Here is a 20145-nt window from a genome sequence, read left to right as displayed (position 1 = left end):
GGCCATGCCCGGCGAGCGCGGCATGCCTCAGCGCAGGTAATCCGACTGCACCATCGCGTCACCGAGATGGTCCAGGAACGAGCTGATCCGCGCCGAGACCGCCGTGTTGCGGTAGTACACGGCGTGGATCGGCTGGTAGACATCCAGCGTCTGTGCAGCCAGTACCGGCACCAGCGTGCCGGCAGCACGGTCGCGTTCGGTGACGAAGTCCGACAGGCAGGTGATGCCCACCCCTTCCACCGCCAACCGGCGCAGGGTCTCGCCGCTGGATACGGCGATGTCCGGCCGTACCAGCAGCTGGCCGTCGGCGTCGCCCGGCATGGGCCAGCGGTTCAGCGATTCGGGTTCATTGAATCCCAGCAGCGTGTGCTGACCCAGCGCCGCCACGCTGGCCGGTTCACCGTGCTCGGCCAGGTAGCCCGGGCTGGCCAGCAGCTGCAGCCGGCAGCGGCCCAGCGAGCGCGCGTGCAGCGTTGAGTCGGCCAGTGGGCCGATGCGGATGGCCACGTCGGTGCGTCGTTCCAGCAGGTCGATGTAGCGTTCGGAACTGTTCAACTCCAGCTGCACCTCCGGGTATCGCGCGCGGTAGTCCGCCACCAGGGGGACGATCACGTGCAGCACGAACGGCATGGCCGCATCCACCCGCAGGCGTCCAGCCGGGCGCTCGCGGCGCGCCGCCATCTGCTCTTCTGCCGACTCCACCGCGTCGATGATCGCCCGTGCATGGCGCAGGTAGGCCTCGCCTTCGGCGGTCAGGTGCAGCCGGCGCGTGGTACGGGTCAGCAGGGTGGTGCCCAGCTTGTCCTCCAGCCGCCCCAGCGCCCGGCTCACCCCGGAAGGGGTCTGACCCAGCTGCTCGGCGGCGGCACTGATCGAACCGCTGTCGATCACGGCCAGAAAGGCCTGCATTTCATCGAGGGTGGTCTTCATGGCGCCATTATTGACCACCAGGCAAGAGTGATTGGCGTGAAGATCGGTTTTTCGGCAAAGGTGGGCCGCGCACACTGCGCGCCTTCCTTCCTCCGGAGCCCGCCATGATCCGCGGCATTCCTCTCGCCCTGCTGGCGCTGACCCTGGGCGCCTTCGCCATCGGCACCACCGAATTCGTCATCGTCGGCCTGATTCCGACCATCGCCGCCGACCTGCAGGTCAGCCTGCCTTCGGCCGGCCTGCTGGTCTCGCTGTACGCCCTGGGCGTAGCCATCGGCGCGCCGGTGCTGACCGCGCTGACCGGCCGCGTGCCGCGCAAGACCCTGCTGGTGGCACTGATGGCGCTGTTCACGCTGGGCAACGTCATCGCCTGGATGGCACCGGGCTACGCCTCGCTGATTGTCGCCCGCATCCTGACCGGCCTCGCCCATGGCGTGTTCTTCTCGATCGGCTCGATCATCGCCACGGCGGTGGTGCCGAAAGAAAAGGCCGCCAGCGCGATCGCGATCATGTTCACCGGGCTGACCGTCGCACTGGTGACCGGCGTGCCGCTGGGCACCTTCATCGGCCAGCACCTGGGCTGGCGCGCGACCTTCCTGGCCGTGGCCGGCCTGGGCGTGATCGCCCTGGTCGGCGCGGCGCTGTTCGTGCCGCGCACTGTGCCGCAGAGCGCGCCCGCCCGCTTCCGCCAGCAGCTGGCCGTGCTGGCCCAGCCGCGCCTGCTGCTGGTCTACGCGATGACGGCACTGGGCTACGGCGGCACGTTCCTGGCCTTCACCTACCTGGCGCCCATCCTGCAGGACGTCACCGGCTTCTCGGCCAACGCGGTCAGCCTGGTACTGCTGGTGTATGGCGTGTCGGTGGCGATCGGCAATCTGTGGGGCGGCCGCATGGCCGACCGCATGGGTCCGGTTCCGGCGCTCAGGCGCATCTTCGCCCTGCTGGCCATGGTCCTGTTGGCGCTCACCTTCACCGCCTACAACACGGTGTTGATGTTGCTGACGGTGCTGGCCCTGGGTGCGGTGGCCTTCGGCAACGTGCCCGGACTGCAGGTCTATGTGGTCAAGCAGGCGCAGCGCTATGCGCCGCAGGCCACCGACGTGGCATCCGGACTGAACATCGCTGCATTCAACATCGGCATCGCCCTGGGCGCATCGCTGGGCGGCCTGGTGGTGGAGAACGTCGGCCTGATGCATACGCCGTGGCTGGGCGCGCTGGTGGTGGTGGGTGCCTATGCATTGACCGTGCTCAGCGGCCGCCTGGACCGTCGGGACGGCATCGACGACCGCGCCGAGGGCACCGCGATCACCGCACACTGATACGACGCCGCTCACTACCGACGCATCTCCACGCCTGCGCAATGCACCGTTGCCGGCATGCATGCAGGCCCTGCCCTACCCTTGTGCGGATCTACCGCGCCCTTCCCCCCATTAGCTGGAGTTCCCCCATGACTGTCCCCGCTTTCGGTCTCGGCACCTTCCGCCTGAAAGGCCAGACTGTGATCGACTCGGTACGCAACGCACTGGACGTCGGTTACCGCGCCATCGATACCGCGCAGATCTACGACAACGAGGCCGAGGTCGGCCAGGCCATCGCCGAATCCGGCGTGCCGCGTGACGAGATCTACCTGACCACCAAGGTCTGGATCACCGAGTTCAAGCGCGATGCGCTGCTGGCCAGCCTGCACGACAGCCTGAAGAAGCTGCGCACCGACCATGTCGACCTGGCGCTGATCCACTGGCCCTCACCGAACGACAAGGTCGACGTGCCGATGGAGGAGTACCTGCCGGCGCTGGCCGACGCCAGGGCGCAGGGCCTCACCAGGGAGATCGGCATCTCCAACTTCACCATCGCGCAGACGCGCAAGGCAATCGGCATCCTCGGCGCCGACGCCATCGCCACCAATCAGGTCGAGATCCATCCCTACCTGCAGAATCGCCTGCTGGTGAAGTTCCTGCAGGAGAACGGCATCCCTGTCACCGCCTACATGAGCCTGGCCTATGGCGAAGTCATCAAGGACCCGGTGATCCAGGCCATCGCCGGCCGCCACCAGGCCACGCCGGCACAGATCGCACTGGCATGGGCACTGCAGCAGGGCTTTGCGGTGATTCCGTCCTCGACCCGGCGCGAGAACCTGGCCTCCAATCTGGAAGCGGCGGCCATCCGTTTGACCGAGGAGGACATGGCACAGATTGCCAGGCTCGACCGCGGGCATCGGCTGGCCAATCCGGAAGGCATCGCGCCGGCCTGGGACTGAGCCGAAGCCGCCGGGCACGGCCCGGCGCTACCGGACGATGACGATGGGGGCCGCCGGGCGCGCTCCGGCGCTACCGGATCGCCACAGGTAGCGCCGGGCCCGGCGGGCCCTTCAGTCCTGCAGCAGCCACCCGCGCATCGCCGCACTGACCTCATCCGGCTTCTCCATCGGCGCCAGGTGCCCGCAGTCGGGCACCACCACCAGCTGCGAGTGCGGTACCAGCGCGTGCATCTCCTCGCTCACCGCCAATGGCGTGATGCGGTCGTTGGCACCGCACACGATCAGCAGCGGATTGCGATATCCGGCCAGCACATCGTGGCCGTCACGACGTTCCAGCGCGCTCTGTCGCAGGAACACCTCCGCGCCAAGACGCGCCGTCATGTCGCGCACGCGCTGCACCAGTACATAGTCGTCCAGCCGCGAGGCATCGATGTAGCTGCGCATCAGGGCGTCACCGAATCCATGGAACTTCCCGGGCAGGCGCACGCTGGCGCGCTGGCTGCGACGCTGCTCGGCGCGCTCCGGCGAATCGGCGTGGATCGAGGTGTCGATCAGCGCCAGCCGCAGCACCCGCTCCGGTGCGACGCGCAGGATCTGCTGGGCAACGAAGCCTCCCAGTGAGAAACCGGCCAGCGCGAAGCGCGCAGGTGCCTGCGCCAGCACATCCTCGGCCACCGCCTGCAGGGTCGCGCCGCGGGTCTGGTCGCCCACGCTGCACTCGGCGATATCGGCCAGGTCGGCCAGCTGCGCGCGCCACAGCTCGGCATCATTGAGCAGGCCGGGGAGCAGCAGCAAGGGGATGCGGTCAGTCATGACCCGTATTGTCGCAACCGCATGGGCGGCATGCCACGTTCGGCGCTGCGTTGTGACGCCACCGATGAGGTGACGCTCACGCCACCGGCGGTACCTCGGGAACGTCCACCTGCTGCACCGGCAGGGTCACCACCATCACCGTCGGGTCGTCCGGGTCCAGCCGGGTCTTGAAGCCCAGGCTCTGGCACATCGCCAGCATGGTGCTGTTCTCGCGCAGCACCTGTCCCTCGACCACGTGCAGCCCCAGCCACTTCGCATACTCGATCATGATCGCCATCAGGCGCCAGCCGATGCCATGGCCCTTCAGGTCGGAGCGGATCAGGATGCCGTACTCGCCGCGGTGATAATCCGCATCCGCGTGCAGGCGCACGGCGCCGAGCATCTCGCCGCTGCGCGGTTCGATGGCCACCAGCGCGATCGAGCGCGCATAGTCGAGCTGGGTCAGACGGGCGATGAACTCGTGGCTGAAGTGCTTCACCGACTGGAAGAAGCGCAGGCGCAGATCCTCGTCGCTGACCCGGGCAAAGAACGCGCGGAACAGCGCGTCGTCCTCGGGGCGCACCGGGCGCACGAAGGCGTGACCGCCATCGGACAGCTCGATGGTGCGCTCCCACTCCTTCGGATACGGGAACACCGAGAAGCGCGGATGGCCGCGACCCTTGTGCAGGATGCGCGAAGGCGCGATGGCGACGCGTGCATCGAGAGCAAGAATGCCCTTGCCATCGACCAGCAGCGGATTGATATCCAGCGTGCGCACTTCCGGAATGTCGGCGGCCAGCTGCGCCAGTTTCACCAGCGCCAGGGCCAGTGCGCGCTCATCGGCAGCGGGAACATCGCCATAGGCCTTGAGGATCCGCGACGCACGGGTACGCCCGATCAGCTCGTGGGCCAGGCGCAGATCCAGCGGCGGCAAGGCCAGTGCCTTGTCGTTGATCACCTCCACCGCCGTGCCGCCGCGACCGACCACGATCACCGGGCCGAAGGTCGCGTCATCGGCGATGCCCACGATCAGTTCACGCGCTTTCGGGCGGACGATGGTCGGCTGCACCAGCAGACCGTCGATGCGTGCATCCGGGCGCAGCTGGCGTGCACGCGACAGGATCGCCTTGGCCGCAGCCTGCACCGCCGGCAGCGTCGACAGGTTCAGGCGCACGCCGTCCACTTCGGACTTGTGCGGGATGTCCGGTGACAGGATCTTCAAGGCGACGGTCGCACCCCGCTCCAGCAGCGGCTGCGCCAGATCCATGGCCTCGTGCGCGTCGCGCGCATGCATCACCGGCGCGGAGGGAATGCCATAGGCCTTCAGCAGCTCGTGCGTGGCCAACGGGTCCAGCCACTGCTGGCCGTTGGCCAGCGCGGCCTCGACCAGCGTGCGCGCCGCGGCCGCATCCACGCTGAAGTCCTGCGGCAGGCTCGGCGGGGTTTCCATCAGTGCGTTCTGCGCTTCCCGATAGCGCACCAGATGCTGGAAGCCACGTACCGCTTCGGCTTCGGTGGGATAGGTCGGCACGCGCGCCGCATTGAGCGTGGCGGTGGCCTGGTCATCGTTGCCCAGCCACACGGCGAACACCGGCTTGTCACGATGGTGGCGCGGGCGCAGGCCGAGCGTGCGGGTCAGCGCCTGCGCGGCGTCGGCCGAGGAGGTGAACGCCGTCGGTACGTTGACCACCATCACCGCATCGTTCTCGTTGTCGGCCAGCAGGGCCTCGATGGCCGCGGCATAGCGATCACCATCGGCATCCACCACGATATCCACTGGATTGCTGCGCGACCAGCCCTGCGGCAGCACCGCATCGAGCTTTTCGACCGTGCTGTCGGACAGGTTCGCCAGGGTTCCGCGCAGCGCGGCCAGCTGGTCCACGGCCAGCCGGCCGACGCCGCCCCCATTGCTGAGGATGGCCAGCCGACGGCCCGGGAAGGTACCCAGCCGGCCCAGGGTCTCTGCGGCGGTGAACAGCTCGTCCAGGGCACCCACGCGCAGCAGGCCGGCGCGGTTGAACGCAGCGCCGTAGACATCATCGGCTCGTGCAAGCGCCTGCACATGGGTATCACGGCTGCCAGGCTGCACGCGCTCGCTGCGGCCGGACTTCACCACCACCACGGGCTTGGCGCGTGCGGCCGCACGCGCCGCCGACATGAATTTGCGCGCGTCCTTGATCTGTTCGACGTAGAGCAGGATGGCGCGCGTGCGGTAATCGGTGGCGAAATAGTCCAGCAGATCGCCGAAGTCGACGTCCAGCGTATCGCCCAGCGAGACCACGGCGGAGAATCCCACCGAACGCGCCACGCCCCATTCCACCAGCGCCGCGGCGATCGCCGAGGACTCGGAGATCAACGCAAGATCGCCAGCCTGCGGGAAGTGTGCGGCGATGCTGGCGTTGAGCCGTGCATGCGGCGCGATCACACCCAGGCAATGCGGGCCCAGGATGCGCAGACCGTGCCGGCGGGCCACGGCCTCCACCTGCGCCGACAGTGAACCCGGGCCATCCCCCAGATGCGCGGTGAGGATGATCGCCGCCTGCACACCCCGCTCGGCCGCGGTACGCACCACCTGCGGCACGATGGCGGCTGGCGCGGTGATCACCACGAGATCCGGCACCCAGTCCAGATCCTTCAGCCGCTTCACCGTGCGGATGCCATCGATTTCGGCATGGCGCGGGTTGATCCACGCCACCTTGCCGGGGAAGCCCGTACCGCGCAGGTTGCGCATCACCGCGCGGCCGGCCGAGCGCTCGCGCGGACTGCCGCCGATCACTGCGACCGACTGCGGGCGGAACACTGACTGCAGGTGGTAGGTACTCATGCGCCTACGGTACACGCACCCGCGCAACAGGCGCATGATCCAGCGCAACAAAGCAGGCGGGGGATGCGGCGCCCCGCCGCATGCGGGGCGACAGGGCCCTACAGCAGCGTGCCGCGCAGGATCATCGCGGCGATGCTGAAATAGATCACCAGCCCGGTCACGTCGACCAGCGTGGCCACGAACGGGGCGGATGCGCTGGCCGGGTCGAATCCCAGCCGCTTGAGCACGAACGGCAGCATCGAACCCGACAATGACCCGAAGGTGACGATGCCCACCAGCGCCGCACCGATCGTGATCGCCAGCAGCACCCAGTGCTCGCCGTAGTCGTGCAGGCCACCCAGCTGCCAGATGACGATGCGGACGATCGCCAGGGCACCGAGAATGGCACCCAGCACCATGCCGGTCGGAATCTCGCGCAGGGCCACCTTCCACCAGTCGCGCAGGCGCAGCTCGCGCAGCGCCAGGCTGCGGATCAGCAGCGAGGTGGCCTGCGAGCCGGAGTTGCCGCCGGAACTCATGATCAACGGGATGAACAACGTCAGCACCACCGCGCGTGCCAGTTCGTCCTCGTAGTGCTGCATGGCGCTGGCCGTCAGCATCTCGCCCAGGAACAGCACGCTCAGCCAGCCGGCGCGCTTGCGCAGCATCTCCAGGAAGCCGATCTGCATGTACGGCTTGTCCAGCGCTTCCATGCCGCCGAACTTGTGCGCGTCTTCGGTGGATTCCTCGATCAGCGCATCAAGCACGTCGTCCACGGTGACGATGCCCAGCATCCGCTGGCTGGCATCGACCACCGGAATGGCCAGCAGGTCGTGGCGACGGATCAGCCGCGCCACCTCTTCCTGGTCCATCAACGCGTCCACGGTTACTGGCGGATTGACCTGGGCCACCTCGAGGATCGACTCCTCGGGCAGGCCGGTGATCAGGCGGCGCATGGTCACCACCTGCTGCAGACGCTGGCTGGCCGGGTCCAGGACGTAGATCGCGTACACCGTCTCGCGCGTGCGCTCGACCTGGCGGATGTGCTGCAGCGTCTGCGCCACCGTCCAGCTGGCCGGCACGGCGACGTACTCGGTGGTCATCAGCGCACCGGCCGTGTTCGGCGGGTAGCCGAGCAGCGTCTGGATGGCCTGGCGGGCATCGGCGCCCAGCAACGGGATCAGCCGCGCGCGCTCGTCCTCATCCAGTTCGTGAACAATGTCGGTGGCGCGGTCGTCGGCCATCAGCCCGAGCAGCGCAGCGGCCCGCGCCGGTGGCAGCGCGGCCACCAGCTCGCCGCTGCGATGCAGTTCGGGGGCTTCCAGCATCTTCACTGCACGCGGCAGCGGCAGCGCCGCCAGCGTGTCGGCAGCGCGCTGCAGCTCCAGCGTGTTGAGGAACTCCACCGCGTCGGCGGTGTTGTAGTCCGCCAGCGGTGCCGCCAATGCAGCGGCATCGGCCACTGGACGCAGCAATTGCTTCTGGTTCATCGGTTTGCCTTGTGGGGTGCGACCTCGCGCAACGCCAACGCAGGCGAACCGTCCCGATGTCAGGCGGTGGCCATCGCTGGCGTCGAACGAGGTCGACTTCTACTGTCGCTGGACATGGGTTGGGAACTCCGGGATGCGTGTGCCGGCGGCAGGCCGCCAGCGGCGGGCAGTCTGGACCTGCCGGCCGCGCAGGTCAACCCGCAGCGGCCATTGCCGCGCGTGCACGATGCGGCGCGCATAATGTCGCAGCGGCGTCCGCCGCCCCTCTCCTCCCCGCACCCACGTACGGCAGGCCTCTGCGATGACCAGGTATTCCCATGCATAGCGGCGGTCTGGAACTGGCCCTGGTCCTGCTGCTGGCGGCCGTCATCGCGGTGCCGGTGTTCAAGCGCTTCGGCTTCGGCGCGGTACTGGGCTACCTGGCCGCGGGGGTGGTGCTGGGGCCGGATGGGCTGGGCTTCGTGCAGGACGCCGACCGCATCCTCGGTGCGGCCGAGATCGGCGTGGTGATGCTGCTGTTCGTGATCGGGCTGGAACTGTCGCCGGCCCGCCTGAAGGTGATGCGGCGCTCGGTGTTCGGCGCCGGTGCCGCGCAGGTGGCGCTGTCCGGCCTGGTACTGGGCGGCCTGCTGCTGCTGGATCACTTCCAGTGGAAGAGCGCGCTGGTGGTGGGCGTGGCGCTGGCGCTGTCCTCCACTGCCGTGGGCCTGCAGCTGCTGTCCGAGCACAAGGCGATCAACAGCGACCACGGCCGGCTCGGCTTTGCCATCCTGCTGTTCCAGGACCTGATCGCGATCCCGCTGCTGGCGGCCATCCCGCTGCTGGGCGGCGTCAAGAACCAGACGCTGCGTTGGGAGGATGCCGCAGTGGCGCTGGGCGCGCTGGCCGTGGTGATCCTGTGCGGGCGGCCGGTCCTGCGCCGGCTGTTCGGTGTCATCGCCCGTACCCGCAGCCCGGAGGTATTCACCGCCACCGCCCTGCTGGTCGTGCTGGGCACGGCGTGGTTCATGCAGGAGGCCGGCCTGAGCCCCAGCCTGGGTGCGTTCCTGGCCGGCGTGCTGCTGTCCGATTCCGAGTTCCGGCACGAGCTGGAAGCGCAGATCGAGCCGTTCAAGGGCCTGCTGCTGGGCCTGTTCTTCATCGCCGTCGGCATGGGCATCGATCTCGACCGCATCGCCGCCGAGCCGTGGCTGATCGCCGCCGGTGTGGCCATCCTGCTGGTGGTCAAGTTCAGTCTGCTGTATGCCATCGGCCGCATCGCCCGGCTGGGTTCGCGGCAATCGCTGCTGCTGGGCAGCGTGCTGTGGCTGGGCGGCGAGTTCGCCTTCGTGGTCTTCAACGAGGCGCAGCGCGCGCATCTGCTGGGCAACGCCAACCACGACCGGCTGGTGGCCATTGTCGGCCTGTCGATGGCGATCACGCCGCTGCTGATGATCGCCCTGATGCGGCTGCTCGGGCAGGAGAAGGTAGCCCCGCGCGCCGCGGCCGACGCCGACAAGGTCGCGCCGGACAACCGGCCGAAAGTCCTGATTGCCGGCATGGGCCGCGTCGGCCAGGTGATCGCGCGCCTGCTGACCGCACAGAAGGTGCCGTTCGTCGCACTGGAAGCGAACCCGGACACGGTGGCCGACCTGCGTCGCTTCGGCAACCAGCTCTACTATGGCGATCCGACGCGCCCGGAGATGCTGCGCGCCGCCGGTGGTGAACATATCGATGTGTTCGTGATCACCGTGGACGACCCGGAGACCAATCTGCGTGCGGTACGGATGGTGCGGCGCCTGTATCCGGAGGCGAAGGTGCTGGCACGTGCGCGCAACCGCCAGCACGCATGGCGACTGATGGACATGTCGGCCGAGCCGTTCCGCGAAGTGTTCGCTACCAGCCTGGAAATGAGCGGTCGCGTGCTGACCGCGCTGGGGGTGGCACCCGATGTTGCCCAACGCCATGTGCAGCGCTTCCGCGAACACGACGAACAGCTGCTGCGCGACCAGTACCTGGTGTACGACGACGAGGCGGCCGTGATCCAGACCTCGCGCGATGCCCGCAACGACCTGATGCATCTGTTCGAGGCCGACGCGGAAAGCGACGGCGACACGCAGCGGTGACGGCGAAAGGGCTGCCGAGCATCGTCGGCATTCCGCATGATCGGGGTCAGAGCCCTTTCCAACGGAAAGGGTTCTGACCCCCGATTCTCAGCCGTTGTCGCGCAGGAACCGGGCCATCGAGGACACGCCCGGTACGCGCGGCTCGAACTCGCCGGCAACGTCGATGAAGCCACGCATCACGGCGATCTCGCGCGGACTGCGGTTCAGGCTGTCCCGCACGTCTGGGTCGGCGCCGGCACGCAGCAGGCGCTGTACCAGCAGCGGCAGGCCGTGCAGCGCCGCCAGGTGCAGCGGGCCGAAACCACGCGGATCGCGCACGTCCAGGCTGACATCCTCTTCCAGCAGACGCTCCACCGCGGCCATCACCACCTGCTCGTCGCAGGCCGTACCCGGCTCGGCGCGCGCTCCCAGCAGCAGCAGCAGCGGTGTGACCGAACCGGCGGCGGCCTGGTCCGGTTCGGCACCGGCCAGCAGCAGCGTGTCCAGCAACGCCAGCAACCGCGGGCGGTCACGTGCGCTGAAGCCGTACAGGGCCGCGCAGTGCAGCGGGCCCAGTTGCTGCGCGTCTCCGGCGTGTACATCGGCACCTGCGGTCAGCAGGCGCGCAGCGATGTCCGGCAGGCCCAGCGCGGAGGCCAGCATCAGCACGGTCACTCCCCCCGGCAGCCGGTGTTCGAGCTTGGCACCGGCATCGAGCAGGGCCGACACGATCTCGACCTGGCGCATACTGACCGCGGCCGACAACGGCGTTGCGCCGCTGGCCGCTGCGTGCTGCGGATCGGCGCCCCGTGCCAGCAGCAGGTCGGTCACCGCCAGATGGCCGCCGCCGGCGGCACGCAGCAGCGCCGTGCAGCCCTGCGCATCCACGGCATCAACGGCGAACCCCAGATCGATCAGGCGACGCACCGCATCGACATCGCCGGCCATCGCCGCAGAGGGCAGGTCGGCATCGCGCAGGGTACGGCGTGGCAGTGGCCACACCCGCCAGTCCAGCCAGTCGGCCAGATCACGACGACCACTCGACAGCGCCACACCCAGGGGGGTCTGGCCATCGGCGGCGCGTGCCTCCGGCGAGGCGCCGTGCTGTACCAGCAGCTTCAGCGCACCTTCCCGGGCCAGCGCGGTCGCCAGGTGCAGGGCGGTCATGCCATGGCTGTCGCGCGCCTCACGGTCGACACCGGTCTTGAGCAGGGCCTGCTGCAGGCGCAGCCAGCCCAGGCGCACCGCCAACGACAGCGGCGGATCGCCTGCCGGCGATGCGGCGAACGGATCAGCACCCCGCTCCAGCAGTTCCAGCGCCAGCTGTTCCAGTCCGCGGGCCGCCTGATCGTGCTGCGCGCAGGCGGCCAGGAAACGGGCCAGGCCGCCGCGGCCGGCCGGCGACAGGCCATGCTGCAGCATGACCTGCAGCGCCGGCACCGCATCGACGCCGCGCGACAGCAGCGCGAACATCGGCGTGTCGGCGCAGGCATCACGCACATAGGGGTCGGCACCATGGGCCAGCAGCCAATCCACGGCACGCGGCTCCAGCGCCAGCTCCGGATCCAGCAGCAGGCTGCCCAGCTCCTGCGGCTGGCACAGCCTGGCCAGGGCGGCCATGCCGTCGGTGTTGCCGAAGCCCAGTGCTTCGCGCAGCAGGGTCAGCGGCGGTCGATCAGGCAGCAGGCCACTGGCGCTGGCGGCCTCACCGCGCTCGGCCAGGCCATCGCTGACCGCCGCAGGCAGCGGATAGGACGGATCAAGCAGCGCGACGATGGCCCAGCGACCGGCTTCGGCCGCGTAGTCGACCGCACGCCGACCGACCGGATCGGCCGCATCGGCGGTGATGCCCAGTTCGACCAGGCGCTTGACCAGCAGGGGCGAAACCGTATCGGCCATGGCCGCCAGCTGCACCGCGTTGCGGCCCTCGCCATCGACAGCCACCAGGTCAGGCTTGTGCGGCAGGAGGTGTTCGATGACGGCGGCGCGACCGGCACGCGCGGCCTCCAGCCACGGCGTGCGACCGAGCGCGTCGCGTGCTTCCAGGTTTGCACCGGCAGCGAGCAGCACGCCGATGATTTCAACGTGGCCGGCCAGGGCCGCTTCGTGCAGTGCGCTGCGACGCTGGCGGTCGCGCGCATCCGCACGCGCCTTGTGCTTGAGCAGCAGCTGCACGCCGGCCGGATCATCGTCTTCGGTGGCGGCTGCGGCGAGCAGGACCGGCGTGCCGTCCGCCGGCTCGGTGCGGGCACCGCGTTCGAGCAGGAAGCGGGCCAGGCGCCAGTTGCCTACCTGGCAGGCCACGGCCAGCGGGGACCAGCCCTCGTGGTTGAGTGCATCCACTTCGGCCGCGGCATCGCGGAGCAGCGCGGCAACGCCGGGGTCGGAGCTTCGAGCCGCGTGGTGCAGCGGCGTGTTGCCCTCGCTGTCGGTAGCGCGGGAATCGGCGCCATTGGCCAGCAGGGTCATCACGGCTTCGGGGCGACCATGCCAGCTGTCGCGGGTGGCCGCCAGCAGCGGCGTCATGCCCCGGTGCGGCGCGTTCACATCGACCCCGCGGGCAATCAGTTCACGCAGCAGGCGCAGGTCCGGCAACACCGCCGCCAGTACCGCCAGGCTGCGCTGATCACGCCAGTTCGGGTCCGGCAACGCGTGCGGGTCCGCGCCGGCCTGCAGCAGCTGCAGCGCCCGGTCGATGCGACCGTGGCGCGCCGCTTCATGCAGCGCAGGCGTCAGTTCCTGCGGGGCCATCGCCTCCAGCGGCGTGGTCTCGCTGGCAGCGGGGAACAGCGGCGCGTGTGTCGCACCGGCATCGGCCAGCGGGCCCGGGTTCACGCGCAGCGACACCAGTGGCGCCGGTGCGACCCGCTGCAGCAGCAGATGCAGCAACGGCGACCCCAGCAGCACGGTCAACGTGGCGGGCCAGCGCGCGCTTTCCGGCAGCAGCCCTGGCCATGCCGGCAACACCACCAGTGCGGCCAGCGCGATCACCAGCGCGGCCACGACAAGGCCACGCCAGGCGGTGAGGTCACGGCCGGCCAACGCCTGCCAGTGCTGCGCCAGGCTGCCATCCAGCCGCTCGACATCATTCCACAGCGGCCACGTACGCCAGGCCGCCAGCAAACCGGCACTGACCAGCACGCTCAGCCCGAGCACCGCCGCCAGGCTGCCGCTGTCGCGCAGTGCCGCTAGCGGCCAGGCCAGCAGCAGGGCCAGCAGTACCGGCGCGGCGGTCCACAGCGCCAGCAGGGCCGGCAGGTCCTGCTGCGCGATCAACTTCGGCGGCAGTACCGCACGGCTGCGCCGCCACCACGAAATGCCCAGGGCATACGCCGGCTGCGCCAGCGCAGCAAGCACCGCCCCCGGCAGGCCGCCGACGGCGGCACCCAGCGCCAGCAGGGCACCCAGGACGAAGGCGATCGACAGGGCGCGCGGACGGGAAAGCTCAGTCATTGTGGCGCGGCATCATGCTGGTCACCGACGGCGGCACCTGCAGGTAGAACCCGCGTTCGCTCATTTCGCTGCGCACCTTGGCCGGATCGGCCTGGGCGAGGCGGCGCTGCGGCTCCAGGGCCACGTCCAGGACGAAGGTGAGCGTGCCCAGCGACGCCACCAGCGGCGCAGGCAGCGCGCTGAAGTCATCGCGTCGGGGAACGTAGACGAAGGTGTCCGGCTTGAGTTGGCTTTTATAGACGTAGGCGTGCATGTCCACGGGACGATAACCCGGGAAGAGCCCTGATTGTGTCGGAAAGCCGACACCGGGGAAAGCCGTCGGCCGACGATGCCGGCAGGATCGACGGCGTTTCCCCGGCGGGGTTCAGCAATGTGGCGGCGGCGTTCAGCCTCGGCCGCCGCCACACGGATGCTTACTTGACCTTGGCGTAGGTGCCCTTCAGGGCGACGCCGGCCACGAACGTGCCCGCCCAGCACTCGTAGTTGCTCGCGCTCCTGAACTCGTTCTTCTTGTAGTAGCTGACGATGTCGACCACCGCATTGGCGCCACGCGAGCGGGCGCCGTCCTGCAGTGCGCGCAGCGCCGACAGCGCCACCCAGCGGCAGGCTTCGGCATCGCTCTTGTTGGCGGCGTTGGTCTTCCGGTTGGTGACGTCTTCACCCAGACGCTGCTGCACGCTGACCGGCTGCCCGGCCAGATAGAAGCGCACGCTGCCATCGATGCCGGCATCGCGGGCGGCCTGCGAGCTGACAAGTTCCTGCAGGGACTGCTCGACTCGGGTGTCACGGGCGGAAGCCGTGGCAGTCACAGCCAGCAGAAGGGTGGCACTGGCGATCATCAGGGTGCGGCGCATCGAAACATCTCCTTGTCCGGGGTGCGTTGGGGGTGGTGCGGATGGGGTGCGGGGGTCATTCGCTCCAACGGCGGAATACCAGCGAGGTATTGATGCCGCCGAAGGCGAAGTTGTTGCTCATCACGTACTCGGCCTGCAGATCGCGGCCGTGCCCGGTGATGAAGTCCAGCTGGCCGCAGCGCGGATCGACCTCGGCCAGGTTGAGGGTCGGCGCGAACCAGCCGGCACGCATCATCTCGATGCTCAGCCAGGCTTCGAACGCTCCACACGCGCCGAGCATGTGCCCGACGTAGCTCTTCAGCGAGCTGATCGGTACGCGGCTGCCGAACACCTGCGCGGTGGCCTGTGTCTCGGCGATGTCGCCGTGATCGGTGGCGGTGCCGTGGGCGTTGACGTAGTCGATCCGCGCCGCGTCGAGCCCGGCGTCCTCCAGGGCCAGGCGCATGGCCTGGGCCATGGTGTCGGCGCTGGGCTGGGTGACGTGCTGGCCGTCGCTGTTGGTTCCGTAGCCGACCACCTCGGCAAGGATGGACGCACCGCGTGCGAGGGCGTGCTCCATGTCCTCCAGGATCAGCGTGCAGGCGCCCTCGCCCAGTACCAGGCCGTCGCGGCCTGCATCGAAGGGCCGCGGCGTCGACTGCGGCGCATCGTTGCGCACGCTGGTGGCGAACAGGGTGTCGAACACCGCTGCAGCGGTGGCGTCGAGCTGCTCGGCACCGCCGGCCACCATCACCGTCTGCTTGCCGCTGCGGATGGCTTCATACGCCGCTCCGACGCCTTGGCTGCCTGACGTGCAGGCGCTGGAGGTGGTGTAGACACGCCCGGACAGGCCGAAGAACACGCCGATGTTGACCGGCGCGGTATGGCTCATCATTTTCAGGTACGTGGTGGCACTGATGCCATCGGTGGTGAACTCGTTGAGCATGCGGCCGAACTCGCCGGTCGCTTCGTGGCTGCCGGAGGACGAACCGTAGGCCACGCCGGTGCGGCCGCTGCGCAGCACCGGATGCTCATGCAGGCCGGCCTCGCGCAGGGCCATCTCGGTGGCGCGCACCGACATGATCGCGACCTTGCCCATCGAGCGGGTGGTCTTGCGGTTGTAGTTCGGCGGCAGCGTGAAGTCCTGCGCGGGCGCGGCCAGCTTGGTGTTCAGGCCCGCGTAGACGTCCCATTCCGGCATGGTGCGCACTGCGTTGCGGCAGCTGCGCAGGTGCGCGTGGATGGTGGGCCAGTCGTGGCCAAGCGGACTGATGGCAGCGGCACCGGTCACCACCACGCGACGATCAGCGGCCATCAGAGCATGCCCCCGTTGACCGAGATCACCTGCCGGGTGATGTAGCCGGCCGGCTCGGACAGCAGGAACGCGACCGTTGCGGCCACCTCATCGGGATGCCCCACGCGGCCGGCCGGAATCAGCTTCAGGGCGTGTTCGACCACTTCATCGTTGAGCATTTCGGTCTCGATCAGGCCCGGGGCCACGCAGTTGACGGTGATCTGGCGGCTCGCCAGCTCCAGCGCCAGCGCCTTGGTGGCACCGATGATGCCGGCCTTGGCCGCGCTGTAGTTGACCTGGCCGCGGTTGCCGGCCAGCCCGGACACCGACGACAGGGTGACGATGCGACCGGGCCGGCGCCGCCGCACCATCGGCATGATGAGCGGATGCAGCACGTTGTAGAAGCCGTCCAGGTTGGTGTGGATGACCTGGTCCCAGTCTTCGGACGACAACGCAGGAAATGCGCCGTCGCGGGCGATGCCGGCATTGCACACCACGCCGTAGTACGCGCCGTGCGCCTCGACATCGGCCTCCAATGCGCCGCGTGCTGCATCCCGGTCGGCCACATCGAACGCCAGCACGCGGGCCTGCCGGCCCAGTGCCTGGATTTCGTCCACCACTGCCTGCGCCTCGTCCACGCGGCTGCGGCAGTGCACGGCTACATCGAACCCATCGCGCGCGACGCGCAGCGCGATGGCCCGGCCGATGCCCCGGCTGGCGCCGGTGACCAGCACGCTCCGATTCCCTGTCATGCCTGTCCACTCTCCAGATAGGCCATCGCGTCGGCAGGTTCGTACACCGACACGTTGGCGGTCGCCCATTCTTCGTCGCCTGCCAGGATCCGGCAGGCGAACATCCCCAGTCCATTGTCGCCCAACAGCTCGCAGCGCGCCTGTACGCGAAGGCGGCTGCCCACCGGAAAACCGCTGCGCTGGCTGCCATAACGGCGACTGCCCAGCAGGAATCCGAGCTGCGGCCGGTTGCCGGCAGCGCGTGCACGGCAGCCGGCCCAGGCCGCGATGGCCTGCGCCATGTATTCGATGCCAATCCAGGCCGGCACCTGCCCATCCTCGACGAACAGCCCGCTCGCCGGCACGACCAGCTCGGCCTCGATGCCGTCCTCGTCCCAGTGCATGATGCGCTCCAGCAGGCACATGTCCTGCCGGTGCGGCACCACGTCTTCAATGGCATACACCGTATTCATCCGCGCTCCAGTGCCAGCACGGCGTTGCTGCCGCCGAAGGCGAACGAGTTGCTCAGCACGCGCCGGGGCGGCTGCGCCAGGCAGGTGGCCGGCGCCACCAGCGGCAGCGGCGGCAGAGCCGGATCAGCGATGCCATCCCACCAGTGCGGTGGCAGCTGCTGCCGGCAGTTCTCGGCAAGCACGATCCAGCACAGCGCCGCCTCGATCGCCCCCGACGCACCCAGGGTGTGGCCGGTGAGTGGCTTGGTGGAACTGCAGGGAACGTCATTGCCCAGTACCTGCGCCACCGCCAGGCTTTCCATCGCATCGTTGTGGCCGGTGGCAGTGCCGTGCAGGTTCACGTAGTCGACATCGGCGGGCGACCAGCCGGCACGATGCAGCGCCTGCTGCAGGGCGTCGATGGCGCCAAGGGCCTGCGGATCCGGCGCCGACATGTGATGCGCATCGGCGGACTCGCCCCATCCGGCCAGGCATACCGGGCCAGGTTCGCGGGTCAGCAGGAACAGCGCAGCGCCCTCGCCGATGTTGATGCCGGCACGATGCTGCGAGAAGGGATTGCAGCGCACTGCCGAGACCGATTCGAGCGCATTGAAGCCTGCCACGGTGAAGCGGCACAGCGAGTCGGCACCCCCGGCGATGACCGCATCGACGGTGCCGGCACGCAGCATTCGCGCGGCCGACATCAGCGCCTTGGCACTGGACGAACAGGCGGTGGACAGGGTCCACGCCGGGCCCTGCGCGCCGCTGCGCTGACGCACGAACTGCGCGGTGGTGCCCATTTCCTGCTGTGCGTAATCGAAACCTTCAGGCCAGCAGCCCTGCTCCGCATGGGTCCGCAGTGCCTGCTCCGATTCGCCGATGCCGGAGGTGCTGGTGCCCAGCACCACCGCCACCCGATCAGCGCCATGGCGTGCAATGGCCGCGCTCACCGCAGGCGCGATCTGCGCCAGCGCGACCTCCAGCAATGCATTGTTGCGCCCGCGCAGGGATACCGGCAGGTCTTCCAGCGTCGGCAGTGGCGTGCGCACTTCACCCAGCGCCAGGGTACGCCCCGGCAGCAGGCGGTCGTTGTCGCTCAGGCCGCCCGGAGCATCGGCGAACATCGCCGATGCCACGGCGCCGCGGCCTTCGCCCAGCGCGCAGACCAGGCCGAGGTCGTTCAGGTAGATCGGTGTATTCATCGCGCCTGCCCGGCCATGTCGATCGATTCGATGCGCAGGGCGTAACCCTCGGCACGGTTCTCCAGCTGGACGCTGCCATCGTCCAGGCGCCGCAGCTGCAGCCAGACCGTACCGCTGCGGGACAGGCTGCGCTGGCGGCCGTCATCGCTGACCTCCCAGCCCGCCGGCAATGCCGCAGCGATCGCCGCGGTCGGCCACAACGCGAACTGCAGGTCATCCAGTACGCGTTCGGCACGCACCTGCGGAGGCAGCCACGGCGCACGCTGCTGGGTCAGTTGCCGGCCATCCCACTGCAGGCGCACGCCGGTCTGGCCCATGGCCTGCACCGCCAGCCGCACCTGCTGTGCGTCGGCTTCGAGCAGCGCATCGAGATCGCGCTCATGGCTGCCGAACCGGAAATGCAGCTGCTGCTGCAGTGCCAGCGGCGCTGGCAGGCTGGCCGGCGACAGCCGCAGCGGTGGCAGCTGCACCTGCGGGCGTGGCATGCGCCCGGCACAGGCGACCAGCAGCAGGCACAGCAGCACTGCAGCGGAAAGGGCCATCAGGCGCCGCACAGTTCCTCCAGCACGCGCATGCGACGGCCGCTGGGGTCGGCCACGTAGGGGTTGTTGGTGTCCCAGGCGTATCCGGCCAGGATGGAACTGATCATGTCGCGCACGTCCGGCTGCGGGTCGGGGTGGTAGATGATCTTCTGGAAGCCGCCCTGGTACCAGCTTTCGACGAAACGACGGAAGGTTTTCACGCCGGCACGCAGCGGAACGGAGAACTCGGCCTCCCAGTCCACAGCCTGCCCGGCATAACGGCGCGCCAGGCACTCACTGGCCAGCTGCGCCGATTTGAAGGCAATGGTCACGCCCGAGGAGAACACCGGGTCGAGGAACTCGCCAGCGTTGCCAAGCAGCGCATAGCCCGGGCCCCACAGCGAACGGACATTGGCCGAATAGCCCGTGATGCGGCGTACCGGCAGCACCGCCCATTCGGCATTGGCCAGCAGGCGGGTCAGGTTCGGATCCTCGCCGACGATGGCCTGCAGCTTCTGCAGGTCGTCGCCTTCGTAGCGATCAAAGAACGAGGGCTCGGCCACCACGCCCAGCGAGCAGCAGCCGTTGGAGAACGGGATCGTCCAGTACCAGACGTCGATGTGCTCGGGGTGGGTCGTGATGAGGATCTTGTTGCGGTCGAAGTCCGCTTCGGCCGGAATGTTGTCACGCACGTGGCAGAAGATCGCGCCACGCACCGGGAAATTGGAGGGAGACTCCAGATCCAGCAGGCGTGGCAGCAACCGCGCGAAGCCGGAGGCGTCGAGGATGAAATCGGCCTCGATGCGGTACTCACTGCCATCGGGACGGCGCACGTTGACGGCAGGCTGCTCGCCCGGCTCGACCGACAGCACCTCGTCGCCGAAACGCAGCGTGGTACCCATCCGCTCGGCGCCCCGCGCCAGTACGTTGTCGAAGTCGGCGCGCTGCACCTGGTAGGTGGTGCCCCAGCCGGGCGAGAACTTCTTCCTGAAGTCGAATGCGGTACGCGCCTGGCCATGCACGAAGGCCGCGCCATTCTTGTGCTGGAAGCCGGCTTCGACCACATCCTGCAACAGGCCTGCCGCTTCGATGTACTCCATGCTCTGCGGCAGCAGGCTTTCACCGATCGAGAAACGCGGGAACTGCTGGCGTTCGATCATCAACACCTGGCGACCCTGCCGGCGCAGCATCGCAGCAGCAACGGAACCGGCCGGTCCGGCGCCGATGATCAGGATTTCGGTGCGTTCCACAGCATCCACAGCAGTACTCATCGGGGCGTCCTTGTTGCTCGATAGAGGGAGAG

General features: G+C 68.8%; 16 protein-coding genes. 3 read left to right on the top strand and 13 right to left on the bottom strand.

From position 1 onward, the window contains the following. Positions 1–27: 27 nt before the first annotated feature. Entirely contained in the window at positions 28–930 is a 903-nt protein-coding gene (locus ACVOJ1_RS12630; protein WP_346480499.1) for a LysR substrate-binding domain-containing protein, read from the bottom strand. Positions 931–1034: 104 nt separating this feature from the next. Here ACVOJ1_RS12630 and ACVOJ1_RS12625 point away from each other — a divergent pair, with 104 nt between their 5' ends. Both ACVOJ1_RS12625 and dkgB read left to right on the top strand, forming a co-directional pair. Continuing rightward, positions 1035–2249, top strand: coding sequence for an MFS transporter (locus ACVOJ1_RS12625; protein WP_053518114.1), 1215 nt, complete (start codon positions 1035–1037; stop codon positions 2247–2249). 128 nt (positions 2250–2377) lie between these two features. Next, positions 2378–3187: a 2,5-didehydrogluconate reductase DkgB gene (gene dkgB, locus ACVOJ1_RS12620; RefSeq protein ID WP_111187193.1), complete on the top strand. Its 810-nt coding sequence runs from the start codon at positions 2378–2380 to the stop codon at positions 3185–3187. A gap of 111 nt (positions 3188–3298) precedes the next feature. Here dkgB and ACVOJ1_RS12615 read toward each other — a convergent pair whose 3' ends face one another. From ACVOJ1_RS12615 to mgtE, 3 genes are all read right to left on the bottom strand, one after another. Then, on the bottom strand, positions 3299–4000 hold the full coding sequence (locus ACVOJ1_RS12615; RefSeq protein WP_346480498.1) for an alpha/beta fold hydrolase: 702 nt from the start codon (positions 3998–4000) through the stop codon (positions 3299–3301). A gap of 76 nt (positions 4001–4076) precedes the next feature. After that, on the bottom strand, positions 4077–6803 hold the full coding sequence (locus ACVOJ1_RS12610; protein WP_180876477.1) for a bifunctional acetate--CoA ligase family protein/GNAT family N-acetyltransferase: 2727 nt from the start codon (positions 6801–6803) through the stop codon (positions 4077–4079). 98 nt (positions 6804–6901) lie between these two features. Continuing rightward, positions 6902–8272: a magnesium transporter gene (mgtE, locus tag ACVOJ1_RS12605; protein WP_053518107.1), complete on the bottom strand. Its 1371-nt coding sequence runs from the start codon at positions 8270–8272 to the stop codon at positions 6902–6904. A 317-nt stretch (positions 8273–8589) separates the two neighbouring features. On the opposite strand from mgtE, the gene ACVOJ1_RS12600 reads away from it, so the two are divergent. Continuing rightward, on the top strand, positions 8590–10377 hold the full coding sequence (locus ACVOJ1_RS12600) for a monovalent cation:proton antiporter-2 (CPA2) family protein (RefSeq protein ID WP_065181433.1): 1788 nt from the start codon (positions 8590–8592) through the stop codon (positions 10375–10377). 87 nt (positions 10378–10464) lie between these two features. Here the strand turns inward: ACVOJ1_RS12600 and ACVOJ1_RS12595 are convergent, their stop codons facing one another. The 9 genes from ACVOJ1_RS12595 to ACVOJ1_RS12555 form a co-directional block, all read right to left on the bottom strand. Further along, on the bottom strand, positions 10465–13809 hold the full coding sequence (locus ACVOJ1_RS12595; protein ID WP_346480497.1) for an ankyrin repeat domain-containing protein: 3345 nt from the start codon (positions 13807–13809) through the stop codon (positions 10465–10467). Next, positions 13802–14062: a YcgL domain-containing protein gene (locus ACVOJ1_RS12590; protein ID WP_053518100.1), complete on the bottom strand. Its 261-nt coding sequence runs from the start codon at positions 14060–14062 to the stop codon at positions 13802–13804. The genes ACVOJ1_RS12595 and ACVOJ1_RS12590 overlap by 8 nt, the downstream gene beginning before the upstream one ends. Positions 14063–14222: 160 nt before the next feature. Continuing rightward, on the bottom strand, positions 14223–14663 hold the full coding sequence (locus ACVOJ1_RS12585) for a hypothetical protein (RefSeq protein WP_053518098.1): 441 nt from the start codon (positions 14661–14663) through the stop codon (positions 14223–14225). A 55-nt stretch (positions 14664–14718) separates the two neighbouring features. Continuing rightward, positions 14719–15957 (bottom strand): beta-ketoacyl-ACP synthase, encoded by a 1239-nt coding sequence (locus tag ACVOJ1_RS12580; RefSeq protein WP_065174278.1) that lies wholly within the window; start codon positions 15955–15957, stop codon positions 14719–14721. Then, positions 15957–16688 carry a 3-ketoacyl-ACP reductase FabG2 gene (locus ACVOJ1_RS12575; protein ID WP_053518094.1) on the bottom strand — a complete coding sequence of 244 codons (732 nt, stop codon included), beginning with the start codon at positions 16686–16688 and terminating at the stop codon, positions 15957–15959. The genes ACVOJ1_RS12580 and ACVOJ1_RS12575 overlap by 1 nt, the downstream gene beginning before the upstream one ends. Next, positions 16685–17140 (bottom strand): hotdog family protein, encoded by a 456-nt coding sequence (locus tag ACVOJ1_RS12570; protein WP_053518092.1) that lies wholly within the window; start codon positions 17138–17140, stop codon positions 16685–16687. Before ACVOJ1_RS12570 ends, ACVOJ1_RS12575 begins: the two co-directional genes overlap by 4 nt. Continuing rightward, positions 17137–18321: a beta-ketoacyl-[acyl-carrier-protein] synthase family protein gene (locus ACVOJ1_RS12565; RefSeq protein WP_277381199.1), complete on the bottom strand. Its 1185-nt coding sequence runs from the start codon at positions 18319–18321 to the stop codon at positions 17137–17139. Before ACVOJ1_RS12565 ends, ACVOJ1_RS12570 begins: the two co-directional genes overlap by 4 nt. Continuing rightward, the gene (locus ACVOJ1_RS12560) at positions 18318–18863 is read right to left on the bottom strand and encodes a DUF3261 domain-containing protein (RefSeq protein WP_227255475.1); all 546 of its coding nucleotides are present in this window, start codon (positions 18861–18863) and stop codon (positions 18318–18320) included. Before ACVOJ1_RS12560 ends, ACVOJ1_RS12565 begins: the two co-directional genes overlap by 4 nt. Next, positions 18863–20113, bottom strand: a complete 1251-nt coding sequence (locus ACVOJ1_RS12555; protein ID WP_065181428.1) for an NAD(P)/FAD-dependent oxidoreductase — start codon at positions 20111–20113, stop codon at positions 18863–18865. The genes ACVOJ1_RS12560 and ACVOJ1_RS12555 overlap by 1 nt, the downstream gene beginning before the upstream one ends. Positions 20114–20145: the final 32 nt, after the last annotated feature.

The organism is Stenotrophomonas sp. STEN225, assembly GCF_056756445.1.
Note: the sequence above shows the minus strand (reverse complement) of the source record. Positions and strands in the feature narration are given on the sequence as shown.